The following is a 13,555-nucleotide window of genomic DNA, read 5'->3' on the forward strand; positions in this document are numbered from 1 at the left end:
TCGCAAGTTATAACTACCTCTTAAAGGAATAAAATAATTAAAAATTGTCCCCATGAAAAATTATATTACCCTTTGTTTTTTAGTCGCTTTTATAACAAGCGCTACGCCGCAAGAAAGTCGATTTTGCCATTTGGTTTCAACTGAAACAACCGATTGCCCGACTGACAGTAACACTCTTAAAAGCGTTAAGTCGTATTATTACTTTCCCAACATGCAGGTTTATTATGATATTGAAAAAAAGATGTATCACTATCAATTAAATAAAGAATGGGTGATATCGGAAGAGTTGCCTTTATATTATGGTGGCTATTCGCTTTTTAAAAATGAGAGAGTACTGGTAACCATTGCCAATGGAGATGCTCCTCAGACCTATATCAAAACCCACCGCAAAGAGTTTCCTTATAACCCTAAAGGAAGAATTAAAAGACCCGCACAAATACTGGCCGAAAATGAAACGGCTTTGATACAATAAACTGTTAACACTAAAACAAAAAAACTATTATGCAGAATTTATTATACACGATAGCCATTGTACTTGTGATACTCTGGTTTTTGGGGTTCCTGGTATACAACGTAGGTTCCATCATTCATATTTTATTATTAATAGCGGTATTAGCCATATTGCTTCGAATCATTAAAGGCAAGGAAGTATAGAAAAAAAATACTTTAGTAACCATTTAAATTCAATACCATGAAAACTATTTTTAAGCATACCTTAAAATTGGTGTTGTTGTGCTTATTCAGTACAGTAACCACTATAGCACAAGAAACAGAAAAGAAGAATTACGATCAGGGTTTTCGTTTGGGATTTGGTGTTAGTGGCGGTCTTCCGCTCCAAGATCCTTATAAATTTAATGTGGGAGGTGATGTGAGAATTCAGTATGATTTATCAACCAGATATTCATTGACCTTCACGACCGGTTTCAATAATTTCTTTGTCAGCGGACCGGACAATGATTTGGGATACATTCCGGTAAAGGGAGGTTTTAAAGCTTTTGTTTTAAAAGATAAATTGTATTTGTTGGCCGAAGCCGGTGCTGCCTTTGCTGTAACCAATGGCTATGACAAAACATCATTACTCTTGAGTCCGGGAATTGGTTATGCTACTGATGCGATTGATATTAGTTTGCGCTACGAACATTACAATGACTTTCCAATACTAAAATCTAATGATACCGAAGGAACAGGTTTGGGACAAATTGCTTTGAGATTGGCTTACGGATTTAGACTTTAAATTTGATGAGCAAGAAAAAAGGGCTAACAGTACGTTAGCCCTTTTTTATGTTTAGAAAACTTCGCTTTCTTTTAGTTTTTCCATGTTGTTGACCATTTGAAGTTCGTCAACAAATTTTTGAATTTTACCATTCATAACACCATCCATATCAAAAACATCCAATCCAATTCGGTGATCGGTTACACGACCTTGCGCATAGTTATAGGTACGAATTTTAGCCGAACGGTCACCGGAGCTTACCTGCGAAGTACGTTTGGTAGCATCTTCGGCTTGTTTTTTGGCTAATTCTTGTTCGTATAAACGAGAACGTAAAACCTCTAAAGCTTTGTCTTTATTCTTATGTTGAGATTTTTGATCCTGACATTGTGCTACCAATCCTGTTGGAATGTGAGTCAAACGCACCGCTGATTTGGTTGTATTTACCGATTGACCACCCGGACCTGATGAACAGAAGAAATCCACACGCACATCATTCATATCAATTTGCACATCAAATTCTTCCGCTTCAGGCAACACCATTACGGTAGCTGCTGAGGTATGAACTCTTCCTTGGGTTTCTGTTTGTGGAACACGTTGCACGCGATGTACTCCGGCCTCAAACTTCAAGGTACCGTAAACATCTTCTCCGGTTACTTCAAAAATCACCTCTTTGAAACCACCCGAAGTTCCTTCATTCATATCAACCACTGAAGTTCTCCATCCGCGACTTTCACAGTATTTAGTATACATTCTGAATAAATCACCGGCAAAAATTGAGGCTTCATCCCCACCCGTTCCGGCGCGAATCTCAACCATAACATTCTTAGCATCTTCGGGATCTTTAGGAATCAATAGGAATTTGATTTCTTCTTCCAGTTGTGGTAAGCGTTCTTTGGCTTCGTCTAATTGCATTTTGGCCATTTCCACCATTTCGGCATCAGAGCCATCTGCAATAATTTCGTTGGCCTCTTTAATATTGCCATCAAGAGTTACGTATTCATCACGTTTCTCCATTAGGTTTTTCAACCCCTTGTATTCCTGATTTAACTGTACATAACGTTTTTGATCGGAGATAACATCGGGTTGAATAATCAAATCCGATATCTCATCGAAACGTTGTTTTACATATTGTAATCTCTCTAACATTTTGTATTCTTTATTTGGAGTGCAAAAATAGTAAAAAAAGTGTAGAATTTGGAGTGTTCGATTGCCCATTTTTTTATAGTATTGTATAGCGTAACAAAAACAATGAAAATGAAAACCATCACATGCTTAGCCGTTATTACTTTATTGGTTTCCTGCCAAAAGAAGTCAGAAAAAAAATTTGATGAACTTGAAAAAATGAATTGGCTTATTGGGAATTGGGAGAACAAAATGCCCGAAGGTATCTTAACCGAAAGCTGGAAAAAGGAAAATGACAGTACTTTCAGTGGCGAGAGTTATTTCATTAATCCGAAAGATACGGTTCATTTTGAAAGCATTCGACTTATTCAAAAAGAAGACGAATTGATTTATACCGCGACCGTTCCGGGGCAGAATGATGACGAACCTGTTGACTTTAAACTAACCTCTGATACTGAAAGTATTTTTACTTTTGAAAACCCGGCACATGATTATCCGCAAAAAATCACTTATAAAAAGGTAGATGCTAATAATTTGGTTGCTACTATTTCAGGGAAACAACAAGGAAAAGACAGTCAGGAAAGCTATCCGATGAAGCGAAAATAAACGCAAAATCATTATCAAAACAACTAAAACCTTGCCTAATCGCGAGGTTTTTTTAGTTGTAAATCATACTAAATCAATCAAATAAAAATATTATTTATATTTAATCTAAATAAACTTTTTTAATTCAATTTCCGTATTTATATTTGCACTGTTATTTTTAATTATTCTAAATAAATGTACAAATATATCCCAATCCTAGCCGTAACACTTACCATTAGTGCCTTAGGTTTCGCCCAAGAGACCCCATCCAATTACCAAGAAGAGCTATATGCTTTTAACAACGACACGGTAAAAAATAAAAAAGGGGAAATACTGAAAGAAGTGATTATCATTTCTCAACAACAAAAAACAATAGTTAAAAGCGGAAAAGCTAACATCAAGCCTTTAGATTTACCACAAGCCTCAATGGTTATTGGAAAAGAAACCATCAAACAACAACAGATATTAAGACTCTCGGAAGCTCTAAAAAATGCCAACGGAATTTATGTATCTGGAGCCAGTAATGCTTCAGGGAATAATCAAGAAGAATTGGGTTCACGCGGATTTACCTTTAGTGGAGGCAATACTTTTAAAAATGGTGTTCGCATCAATGGTTCTATCATTCCGGAAGCCAGTTCGTTAGAAAGTATTGAAATTCTGAAAGGGAGTTCGGCACTCTTATACGGAAACGTTGCTCCCGGCGGAATTTTGAATTTGATTACCAAAAAACCAAGGTTTGATCATGGTGGTGAATTGAGTTTCAGAGCCACTGAATACAATTTCTTTAAACCAACCGTAGATGTTTATGGTGCCATAAATAACAGCAATACTGTAGCGTATCGTTTTATCAGTAGTTATGAGCAAGGAAACAGTTTCAGAGATGATGTCCAAACCAAAAGAATTTACTTCAATCCTTCCATTTTACTTGATATTTCGGCCAAAACATCTGTTTTAATTGAAGCTGATTATACCAAAGACAATAGAACACCTGACTTTGGGTTGGCCACGATTGACTACAAAGTAGTTGAATTGCCCAGAAACGCATTCTTAGGATTTAATTGGGGTAAGTTTGACTCAGAACAAGTGGGATTCACCACGACAATTAATCATGATTTAAATAAAAACTGGCAACTAAAAGGGCTCTTCTCCTACCAAGGATACAGCACAAACTTACTATCCAGCTTAAGACCAAATGCTACTAATTTAGTTCAAGCCAACGGAGATTGGACACGAGGAGTTCAAAAAACCGATACTGAGCAAGATTACAGCTTGGTAGAAGTTGATTTAAACGGAACTTTCAATACCGGTAAAATAAAACATACTTTGCTTTTTGGTGCTGATGCCGATCAAAGCAATACGACTACTTTGGCTTATAAAAACATCACTTTTTATGATAAGATAAATATTTATAATCCAACCGTAATCCTTGATAAAAATTCGATTTACGCCAATACCGTGGTGCCATCAATGGATAAAAACACTAATGCTTTGGCTAACATTAAACGAGCCGGAGTTTACTTTCAGGATTTGATTGAAGTTTCCCGAAAAATAAAAGTACTAGCCGGTTTGCGCTATAGTTATTTAGAAAATACAACTAATACGCTAACGTACTCCACTTCAACAAACTCAGAAACTAAAACAGATGATAACATTGTTTCGCCAAAATTGGGAGTTGTGTTTCAACCTACCAAAACCAATTCCATATTTGCCAGTTATTCGGATTCATTTGTCCTGAATACCGGAACAGATATCAATTTAAAAGCGTTGCCGCATTCCACTATAAATCAGTACGAAATTGGGGTTAAAAACGAATTCCTTAAAGGTCATTTAGTAGCTAATTTGACCACCTATTTAATTGATTACAGCAATTTGGCACAAACAGATTTCAGTAATGGCAATACTAATACTAATATCAAGGAATTGGCAGGAGCTTATCAAAGTAAAGGCGTTGAAGTAGACATTACAAGCCAGCATAAAGGATTAAAACTAATTGCCGGGTACAGCTTCAATGAAACTAAGTATACTAAAAGTAACATTTACGACAACGGAACCCATTTGCGTTTTTCACCCAAACACACAGCCAATGCCAGCGCGTTTTACACTTTTGAAACGTCTAAACTTAAAGGATTAGAGCTTGGTTTGCAATCAACTTATATCGGAGAACGTTTAGGCGGAAGATTAAAACCTAATAATGCTTCTACACCTGCTGAATTAGCCAGAAAGCCTATTCCTGTTGATGGCTTTTTACAATTTGACGCCTCTGTTGGTTATGCTATTAAAAATTTCACTATCAGAACCAAATTATCAAACTTAGGTAATGTGGTAAGTTATTATGTATATGATGACAATACGGTAACACCCATTGCACCTAGAATGTTAACAACTACTTTATCGTATAAATTCTAAACCAATGAAACAAGCCACTATCCGCAACCTTCACCGTGACCTAGGGTATTTTTATATCGGGTTGATTATTTCCTTTGCCTTTTCCGGAATTCTGATGAATCACCGTGAAAGCTGGCATCCTGAGAAATACACCATCGAAACCAAAGCCATCGAAGTACAACTTCCGGCCGAAGATGCCATCAATGAAAAATTTGCTGATTCGTTAGGCAAAACATTAGGCATCGATGACAAAATACGCCGTCATAAAGTGGATGAAGGAAAATTCAAAATCTCTTTCGAAAAGCACGATGTAGAACTTGATATGAAAACCGGAAAAGGTGAAATTGTTTCTTATATCAAAACGCCGGTAATCAGCCAAATGATGAAGTTGCACAAAAGCACTTCCAACTGGTGGATTTACTATGGTGATATTTTTGGAATTTCGTTAATAATCATCGCTATTACCGGTGCGATAATGATACCGGTGGGAAAATTTAACTTTAAACGAAGAGGATGGAAACTGGCTCTGGCCGGCATTGTCTTTCCACTTTTGTTTTTGTTTTTGTTGGGTTAATTTTAAAACCGAAAAGCTCCCCAAACGGGGAGCTTTTTATTTACATCGAATAGTTTTTGAACATATAAATCCAAATCATCCTTGATAACCGGATGTTAAAACAACTCAGCAAAACAATCACCGTCCCTATAATTGGGATGATTCTTAAGTCGAATGTTTCTTCAAAAAACGGACTGGCTATAAAATAAGTAACAATGCCCTCACCTACCGTTAACGCGTAATTGACAAACATGGCACCGAAGAAATAACCGGGTTCTTTTTCAAACTTAAAATTACAATGGCTGCAATGCTCGTTCATTTTGGGAAAACCCAAGCTGAAAAAGAAACTTTTATCGGCAAACACTTTGCCTTCATGACAATTAGGGCATTCATTGCGGAAAATATGGTACAGACTTTTTAACATGATTTATTTTTATGCAAAGGTAAACGGTTTATAGTAACCAAATGTTTAGTAAATTCGCCAATACTAGCACAATAAAGACATTTTGAAAAAGAATCCGGTTTACAGCATCGCAAATTTTGAAGCACCAATCAGCGTCAAAGATTTGTATGTTAATACGTTTAAAAAGCATCTGGAAACCAACAGTTTTATTGAAAAATCACATCGGCACAACTTTTATTTACTGGTATTATTTACCAATGGTAGTGGCACTCATGAGATAGATTTTGCTCAATTCAGCATCAAACCCGGAAGCTTATTTGTATTACAACCGGGACAAATTCACCATTGGCATTTGTCTTCAGACATTGAAGGTTATATTATTTTTTATTCGCAGGAGATTTACAACTTGTATTTTGGTCATAAGAAAATTGAAGAGTATCCTTTTTATCAATCGGTGATGAACCAACCGGAACTTTTTTTTGAAGCAACAGAACTGGCCCAAATTCAACCTTACTTTGATTTAATGTTATCTGAAAACCAAAACAACCATCCAAAGAGAGAAGACAAATTATTGAATTTACTAGATTGCATTCATATTGAAATTTCAAGAAAATACCTTTCAGACACGCATCATGTTGCCCATACTTATAATTACAAAATCCATCAGTTCGAGCAGTTTTTGGAACAGTTTTTCAAAACCGAAAAATCGCCCTCGTTTTATGCTACCAAAATGAACATCACGCTCAAGCATTTGAACCGAATCTGCAAAGACATACTGAATCAAACCGTCACCGAACTCATCAGCAAACGTGTTATTTTAGAAGCAAAACGGAATTTAATCAATCCGGAACTGTCTATCAATCAGGTTGCCGATGCACTGGGCTTTGACAATTATTCATATTTCACCAAACTGTTTAAAAAGCAAACCGGAAAAACACCAAAGGAATTCCGGAAAAACTAACGTCGCGCTTTAAAATAGTTTTCAAAAAAAGTACAATCGGAAACCAAATCCTGGTAGTAATTGGGATATTTATTCTTTAAATCCAAATAGTACTTATTCTTACTAAAGATGAAGGTGTCGTAATCATTATACTCTTGTCCGTACTCATACGGATTCTTGTTTTCGAGCCTGAACTTTTCACATTTGCCCATCATGCGCAAACACAAGGCTTTGAACTTATCCGTTTTGGCATTTTTAAGTGCTAGTTGATAGTAATGTTTTGCCAAATTACACTCGTGAAATTCAGCTTCATCTTCTATAAAAGTAACGCCTCCTATACTCGACCAGTAATAGCGTCGCATCATCCATGAATTACCATATTGGGTCATATTGAAATAACAATTGGCCACTAAGAAATAATAGTAATCGCGGTTCTTTGTTTTATGATTATCGGCAAGGCTCAAGTAGTTTATAAGTTGCTTGGTGACCGTATATTTATTGAGTCGGATGGTATCTTTCACCGGGATAAACTCGGGCGTGTATTTTAAGGTATAAAACGGATTTTCATCAAAAACATTACTGCCATCATTCCATGTGTTTTCTTGATTTCTTTCCCACGAAGTATACTTGTCATTCCAAAGTTTGTTCCCCACTTTTTTAAAGGCAAGCATCGCTTTCTGAAGTCGGTTTTGACGAATATATTTGGTTCCGGTCAAATCATACAATCGTGAAATCTGTCCTTTTAAGATATGGTATTTATACGCGGCAAACTCTTCCTGATTGTCTTTGTTCACGACAATATTATTAATCAAAGCCTGAACCTGCTCGGGGGTATACATGACGTTGAGGTAATCAAAATAATTATCATAGAAATCAGTATACGTTTCTCCTTTATTCTTTTTGGTTTTCCAAAAGGCATTGTCATAATACTCATTTTCTTCATCCCAAGTTACGCCATTCATCAGTGAATAAAGCAAAGCCGCATCCGTAGTATTGCCCAAATATTCCAATTCTCTGCCGACGGCAAAAATAAACTTCTGATAGTTTTTGTTTTTGAGAAGAATGGGTTTCACTACATCCAGAATAATGGCTTTTCCTGCTTTTTGATTGGCGGTAAGCACCAAAGCTCTGAATATCTCGAGTTGGTCTTTTATTTCGGGAGCGTAATTACGGTTTTGCAATTCGGTTAGTTGCAACAAGCAGCCGTTGTAATCTTTGGTCATAAAATGCAAATAGGCTTTTGACACTTCCCAAAGCATTGGATTATCTGTTTTTTGGGGAGCAACATTTTCTACTAAAGCTAAGATTTTGGCGGCGTAGAGTCGGTCCTGCGCTACTCTATCCATAACCATTCCGATGGTTTTCTTATCACGGTCTTCATCCCACCAGGAATTTACTGTGGAGGGTTCGAATAACGAATAGTAAGGCGTGAATACCCAATCTTCGAGCTTGTTTATTTCTCTCAGCAGCAAAAAACTCAATCCTTCCGAATTGGGTGTTAATTGCTGTATTTTTTCCATATACAATAGCGATTTACTAACATTGAGTATGCCAGCCAACAGATACACATTAGCTTTTTCTTGATTGGTTTTGGCATACTCCAACACTTTATCAACAGGAACTTCAGCATTGTACTGTTGCGAAACCATAAAGCGTTTATCGGGTGCATTGGCAAAAACCTGAGCGGCGTAAAAGTTGCATAAAGCGGAATCTTTTTCAGCCAAGGTTTTAAAATACAGGCTCCAATAGTAAACAATGTCTTTTCGCTTAGAGGCTTTTATATTTTTTTCAAACAACTCGTTGATGGTTTTCACATCGCTGTTATAGTAGGAAAGACGCATCGCCAAAAACAAATACCGAAACTTTATCAGCTCATTTTTAGCAGTTTCTGCCAAACGAATAGCTGTTTTTATTTGAGCCGTTCTTTTAACCGTAACAAAGGTTTTGTGGCGCTCCCAGGGATCTTCTTCCCAGTTGTTGCCAAACTCCGAATTTTTGGCAAATTTTAAATAATTAATTGCTTCAGAATCTTTGGTTTGAAACAAATAATGAATTAGGCTGTTCTTTGAATCTGCAGTTATATCCGCCGAATTAAGCTCGTAAACTGCCTCATACACATCGTCCCATTTGGCTTTTCCTTTGCAGTACTCAAACCATAATTTTTGATTGGGCTCTACATAACCCGGAGGGTCATCATAACCCGGCGAAAACAAGTTGGCTGAATAATAAAACTCAGAGTACATTGGGTATCCAAAACATTTGGCATGAAAAAACGAAAACCGCAAATCCTCACCACTCGGATAGAACCCACAGGCAAATAGGGCATTATTTGCTAAAATCAGTAAAAAAGCGGGAAACTTCTTCATTGGTAAAATTGTTAAGTTGTTCGTCGTCTAAGTGAAATAAGGAAACGGTGGTGTGCTCGTCAAAATCGATGTGGCGCTTAAGGATTTCAATAGTCTTGTTGATTTTTGCTGCATTGATTTCCTCAAACTTAATCTTGTCTCCAATTCTGAGATAATTTCCGGCTACAGTGGTGTCTTTAATTACTGTAAACCAAAGCGGTTTGTCTTCTTTTAAAACCTTTTTAATCTGCTCGTTATTGGCGTACAACACATTTGAAAAACGTTCGTTATGATACACCTGCATCCAGGAATAGATGGGCAATGCTACATCAATGTGCTTGGGATATTTGGAGTTGGTTTTTAGATAGCTTTCCAATTCGTCTAAATCTAAAATGGAGTTTTTCTTGGCATTTTCGAGTGGGTTCATCAGGTTATAGCACATCAGCGAAACCTTATCAACCGGCGGAACTCCCATTTTTTCGGGGTATTTATAAGGGTATAACCGCAAGGTGCAACTGATTTCTTTTTTGGAAATTTCTTTTAGTTTTTTCAGAAAATAAAAATAGTTGTCTTTGGTCTTCAACGTCCAGTCGCAATCCATTTGAAATTCGGTTGGTTTTTTAACCCGTTGGAACTTTTCGTTGCAATATTTATCGATTAAGAAATTGACATTATCCGCCAAAGTATCAATGCTGCTTTTTGACGCTTTCATCAAAGCGCTGTTCTTGATATAAACCGTTGGCACTAACGTCAAACTGTCCTGTCCGTTGTAAAAGTATAATTCGGTTTTAGAGATGGGATAAAAGCCTAGTGCATCACTGTAATCAACTTCAAAAAATTTGACATACAACTTATTGACTTTTAATTTTTTACAAACCGAATCTTCGTGTTGCGACATTTGATAATTATCGGATTTCCAATAATAAAAGGCGCGTTCGACATGCACAATCTTGTTCTCCTTTTGGCAGGAAAAAAAGAGCCATGAAACCATTCCTAACCAGAACATTTTTTTCATAATTGACTGTTTTCGGTATAACGTAAAATTCGTATTAAAAGTATATTATTTTTCGAAATAATTTCCAATAAAAAACCCGCTCATTGCTGAACGGGTTTTCTTTATAAACTGTAGTCTGTCTTTTGCAGTTTGCCTAGTTTTTCAAAGGTATATTCGCCAATATCTCTAAATAGAATTTCCAGAATTTTTGTGACGATTTAATCGAGGCTCTTTCATCAGGACTGTGGGCTCCGTGAATGGTTGGTCCAAACGAAATCATGTCCATCCCCGGATAATTGGTTCCCAAAATTCCACATTCTAATCCGGCATGACAAGCTACTACATTGGGTTTGGTACCGTTTTGTTTTTCATAAATGTTTACCAAAACTTCTAGTATCTCCGAATTTACATTAGGTGTCCAACCCGGATAGCTTCCACCAAAAGTTACTTCGCAACCAAACAGTTCGTATGCCGAGCGCAAGCCATTGGCCAAGTCCATTTTTGAACTTTCAACAGAAGAACGTGTCAAATTTTGAATCGAAATTTCACCGTCTTTTACAATAACACGAGCAATATTATTTGATGTTTCCACTAAATCTTCCATATCGGCAGACATACGATACACGCCGTTATGAGCCGCGTAAATCGAACGAAGTAATCCTTCCTGAACGCCCAAATCCATTACCTTGCTTGGCAAATCGCCTTTTACAATTTCGATGGTAAGATTAGGTTCTGTCGTTTTGTATTCCGCTTTTATATCGTTGATGATTTCCTGCATGTCAAATACAAATGCTTCGTCGTACATACCGGCCACAATCACTTTAGCAACACTTTCTCTTGGAATTGCGTTGCGTAAACTACCCCCATTAATTTCCGAAATCTGCAACCCAAAATTCTCGAAACCATCAAACAATAAACGGTTCATGATTTTGTTGGCATTGCCTAATCCTTTGTTGATATCCATTCCGGAATGTCCTCCATTCAAGCCTTTTACGGTAATAGTGTACCCTACTGAGCCTTCCGGAGTTTCCTCTTCGTTATAATTTCTGTTGGCTGTAACATCAATGCCACCGGCACAACCGATGTCGATTTCGTCATCTTCTTCGGTATCTAAATTCAATAGAATTTCACCTTTTAAAATACCGCCTTTTAAGTTCAAAGCCCCGGTCATTCCGGTTTCTTCGTCTATAGTAAAAAGCGCATCAATAGCTGGATGCGGAATATCTTTACTTTCTAAAACGGCCATAATAGCGGCTACACCCAATCCGTTGTCAGCCCCAAGAGTGGTTCCTTTGGCACGAACCCAGTCCCCATCAACATACATCTCGATGCCTTGGGTAAGAAAATCAAAATTAGTATCATTATTTTTTTGGTGCACCATATCCAAATGCCCTTGCAGCACAACGGTTTTTCGGTTTTCCATGCCCGGAGTAGCCGGTTTTCTGATGATAACATTTCGAATCTCATCTTCAAAAGTCTCCAATCCGAGGCTATTTCCGAAGTTTTTCATGAATTCGATTACTCTTTCCTCTTTTTTAGACGGACGAGGCACCGCATTTAAATCGGCGAACTTGTTCCAAAGTGCTTTTGGTTCAAGGTTTCTAATTTCTTGGCTCATTATAGTTGTATTTTTTTATGTCGAGGCACAAAGTTACAAAGTTTAGGTTCTTGGCGAATTGATATTGTGATTATATTTACAATTAAAAAATTGGCTTTGAAACGCAAATACATACTTCCGACTTTTTTACTTTTTCAGATTTTCATGCTGAGATTTTTGGCTTTTTTTCCTGAAACGGTGGAACGTTTTTACAGCAATGGGTTGTATGTGTACATTTCACATTTTTCCAGAATTGTTTTGGGAAAAATCCCTTTCTCTGTAGGCGATATTATCTACGGAATAGTCATTGTCTACTGTATTTATTGGTTTTATCGAAATCGAAAATCATCATGGAAAGACAAAATTTGGGCATCCCTAAGTTTTATGGCGGTGGCTTATTTTTTGTTTCATTTGCTTTGGGCTTTCAATTATTACCGGGAACCGCTTTTTGAAAAAATGAGCATCCAACGCGATTATACCAATGAAGATTTGTATGCTTTTACAGAAAAGTTAATTGCCAAGACCAATGAAGTGCAATTCAAAATCACTCATGACCACAACCAAAAAGTAGTTAATCCTTATTCGCAGGACAGCATTTTTGCCATGACACAAAACGGATACACGAATTTAGCCAAACAATATCCGTTCTTCAAGTATGAAATTCCCAGCCGAAAGAAATCACTATTCAGTTTACCCCTAACCTATATGGGATTTGGCGGTTATTTGAATCCGTTTACCAATGAATCTCAAGTTAATTCTAAATTGCCAATGTATGGTTTTCCTAATGTGGTTTGTCACGAAATGGCCCATCAAATTGGTTATGCCAGCGAAAGTGAATGTAATTTTATTGGTTTTATGGCTTGCATCAAAAATGAGGATTTGTATTTTCAATATGCGGCCTATACTACAGCACTGCGGTATTGTTTGGAAAATGTTTATTTGAAAAATGAGGCCAAATTTAAGGCCATGAAACCCAAAATCAACAAAGGTATTTTTGAAAACTACAAAGAGAGTGAAGTTTTTTGGGCTGAATACGACACCTTTATCGACAAAGGTTTTCATATTTTCTACGACCAGTTTCTGAAAACCAACCAGCAACAAGACGGCATCGAAAGCTACAGTAAGTTTGTCAACTTGCTAATCAATTATTATAAAGAAAGAGACTCCAAACTAGCAGAATTTATATAAACAAAAAAACCATTGATTTCTCAATGGTTTGATGTGATCTCAGAAGGATTCGAACCTTCGACCTACTGCTTAGAAGGCAGTTGCTCTATCCAGCTGAGCTATGAGACCAAGAAGTTCTTTCACAAATTTGTCGGGGTGGCAGGATTCGAACCTGCGGCCTCCTGCTCCCAAAGCAGGCGCGATAACCGGGCTACGCTACACCCCGTGTATTTACTATCTGTGGTCAGATA

General features: G+C 37.0%; 13 protein-coding genes and 2 tRNA genes. 8 read left to right on the forward strand and 7 right to left on the reverse strand.

All coding sequences use genetic code 11. From position 1 onward, the window contains the following. Positions 1-52 precede the first annotated feature (52 nt). Genes GUU89_RS13020 through GUU89_RS13030 form a run of 3 tightly spaced genes read left to right on the forward strand, consistent with a single transcriptional unit; the run spans position 53 to position 1,234 of the window. Positions 53-472, forward strand: coding sequence for a hypothetical protein (locus GUU89_RS13020; protein ID WP_162128324.1), 420 nt, complete (start codon positions 53-55; stop codon positions 470-472). Positions 473-501: 29 nt separating this feature from the next. Beyond that, positions 502-654 (forward strand): lmo0937 family membrane protein, encoded by a 153-nt coding sequence (locus GUU89_RS13025; protein ID WP_162128325.1) that lies wholly within the window; start codon positions 502-504, stop codon positions 652-654. 37 nt (positions 655-691) lie between these two features. After that, the gene (locus GUU89_RS13030; RefSeq protein ID WP_162128326.1) at positions 692-1,234 is read left to right on the forward strand and encodes a hypothetical protein; all 543 of its coding nucleotides are present in this window, start codon (positions 692-694) and stop codon (positions 1,232-1,234) included. A gap of 51 nt (positions 1,235-1,285) precedes the next feature. Here the strand turns inward: GUU89_RS13030 and prfA are convergent, their stop codons facing one another. Next, the gene (prfA, locus tag GUU89_RS13035) at positions 1,286-2,359 is read right to left on the reverse strand and encodes a peptide chain release factor 1 (protein ID WP_162128327.1); all 1,074 of its coding nucleotides are present in this window, start codon (positions 2,357-2,359) and stop codon (positions 1,286-1,288) included. A gap of 108 nt (positions 2,360-2,467) precedes the next feature. On the opposite strand from prfA, the gene GUU89_RS13040 reads away from it, so the two are divergent. From GUU89_RS13040 to GUU89_RS13050, 3 genes are all read left to right on the forward strand, one after another. Beyond that, on the forward strand, positions 2,468-2,941 hold the full coding sequence (locus GUU89_RS13040) for a DUF6265 family protein (protein ID WP_162128328.1): 474 nt from the start codon (positions 2,468-2,470) through the stop codon (positions 2,939-2,941). Positions 2,942-3,115: 174 nt separating this feature from the next. Beyond that, complete coding sequence (locus tag GUU89_RS13045) at positions 3,116-5,326, forward strand: TonB-dependent siderophore receptor (protein WP_162128329.1); 2,211 nt, start codon at positions 3,116-3,118, stop codon at positions 5,324-5,326. A gap of 4 nt (positions 5,327-5,330) precedes the next feature. Further along, positions 5,331-5,879: a PepSY-associated TM helix domain-containing protein gene (locus GUU89_RS13050; RefSeq protein ID WP_162128330.1), complete on the forward strand. Its 549-nt coding sequence runs from the start codon at positions 5,331-5,333 to the stop codon at positions 5,877-5,879. Between the two features lie 40 nt (positions 5,880-5,919). Here GUU89_RS13050 and GUU89_RS13055 read toward each other — a convergent pair whose 3' ends face one another. Continuing rightward, on the reverse strand, positions 5,920-6,282 hold the full coding sequence (locus GUU89_RS13055) for a DUF983 domain-containing protein (protein WP_162128331.1): 363 nt from the start codon (positions 6,280-6,282) through the stop codon (positions 5,920-5,922). An 82-nt stretch (positions 6,283-6,364) separates the two neighbouring features. Between GUU89_RS13055 and GUU89_RS13060 the strand changes: the two genes are divergently transcribed. Further along, positions 6,365-7,222, forward strand: coding sequence for an AraC family transcriptional regulator (locus GUU89_RS13060; RefSeq protein WP_162128332.1), 858 nt, complete (start codon positions 6,365-6,367; stop codon positions 7,220-7,222). On the opposite strand, the gene GUU89_RS13065 is transcribed toward GUU89_RS13060, so the two are convergent. From GUU89_RS13065 to GUU89_RS13075, 3 genes are all read right to left on the reverse strand, one after another. Then, positions 7,219-9,567: a hypothetical protein gene (locus tag GUU89_RS13065; protein ID WP_162128333.1), complete on the reverse strand. Its 2,349-nt coding sequence runs from the start codon at positions 9,565-9,567 to the stop codon at positions 7,219-7,221. The genes GUU89_RS13060 and GUU89_RS13065 overlap by 4 nt on opposite strands. Continuing rightward, positions 9,527-10,561, reverse strand: coding sequence for a hypothetical protein (locus GUU89_RS13070; RefSeq protein ID WP_162128334.1), 1,035 nt, complete (start codon positions 10,559-10,561; stop codon positions 9,527-9,529). Before GUU89_RS13070 ends, GUU89_RS13065 begins: the two co-directional genes overlap by 41 nt. Positions 10,562-10,694: 133 nt before the next feature. Then, a complete protein-coding gene (locus GUU89_RS13075) occupies positions 10,695-12,158 on the reverse strand; it encodes an aminoacyl-histidine dipeptidase (RefSeq protein WP_162128335.1) in 1,464 nt (487 codons plus the stop codon). Positions 12,159-12,254: 96 nt separating this feature from the next. Here GUU89_RS13075 and GUU89_RS13080 point away from each other — a divergent pair, with 96 nt between their 5' ends. Then, the gene (locus GUU89_RS13080) at positions 12,255-13,325 is read left to right on the forward strand and encodes a DUF3810 domain-containing protein (protein WP_162128336.1); all 1,071 of its coding nucleotides are present in this window, start codon (positions 12,255-12,257) and stop codon (positions 13,323-13,325) included. Between the two features lie 34 nt (positions 13,326-13,359). On the opposite strand, the gene GUU89_RS13085 is transcribed toward GUU89_RS13080, so the two are convergent. Together GUU89_RS13085 and GUU89_RS13090 are read right to left on the reverse strand one after the other, a co-directional pair. Beyond that, a tRNA-Arg gene (locus GUU89_RS13085) sits at positions 13,360-13,433 on the reverse strand. 22 nt (positions 13,434-13,455) lie between these two features. Then, positions 13,456-13,530 (reverse strand) — tRNA-Pro (locus GUU89_RS13090). Between the last annotated feature and the right edge of the window lie 25 nt (positions 13,531-13,555).

The sequence above is a fragment of the Flavobacterium phycosphaerae genome, from assembly GCF_010119235.1.
Lineage (GTDB): Bacteria > Bacteroidota > Bacteroidia > Flavobacteriales > Flavobacteriaceae > Flavobacterium > Flavobacterium phycosphaerae.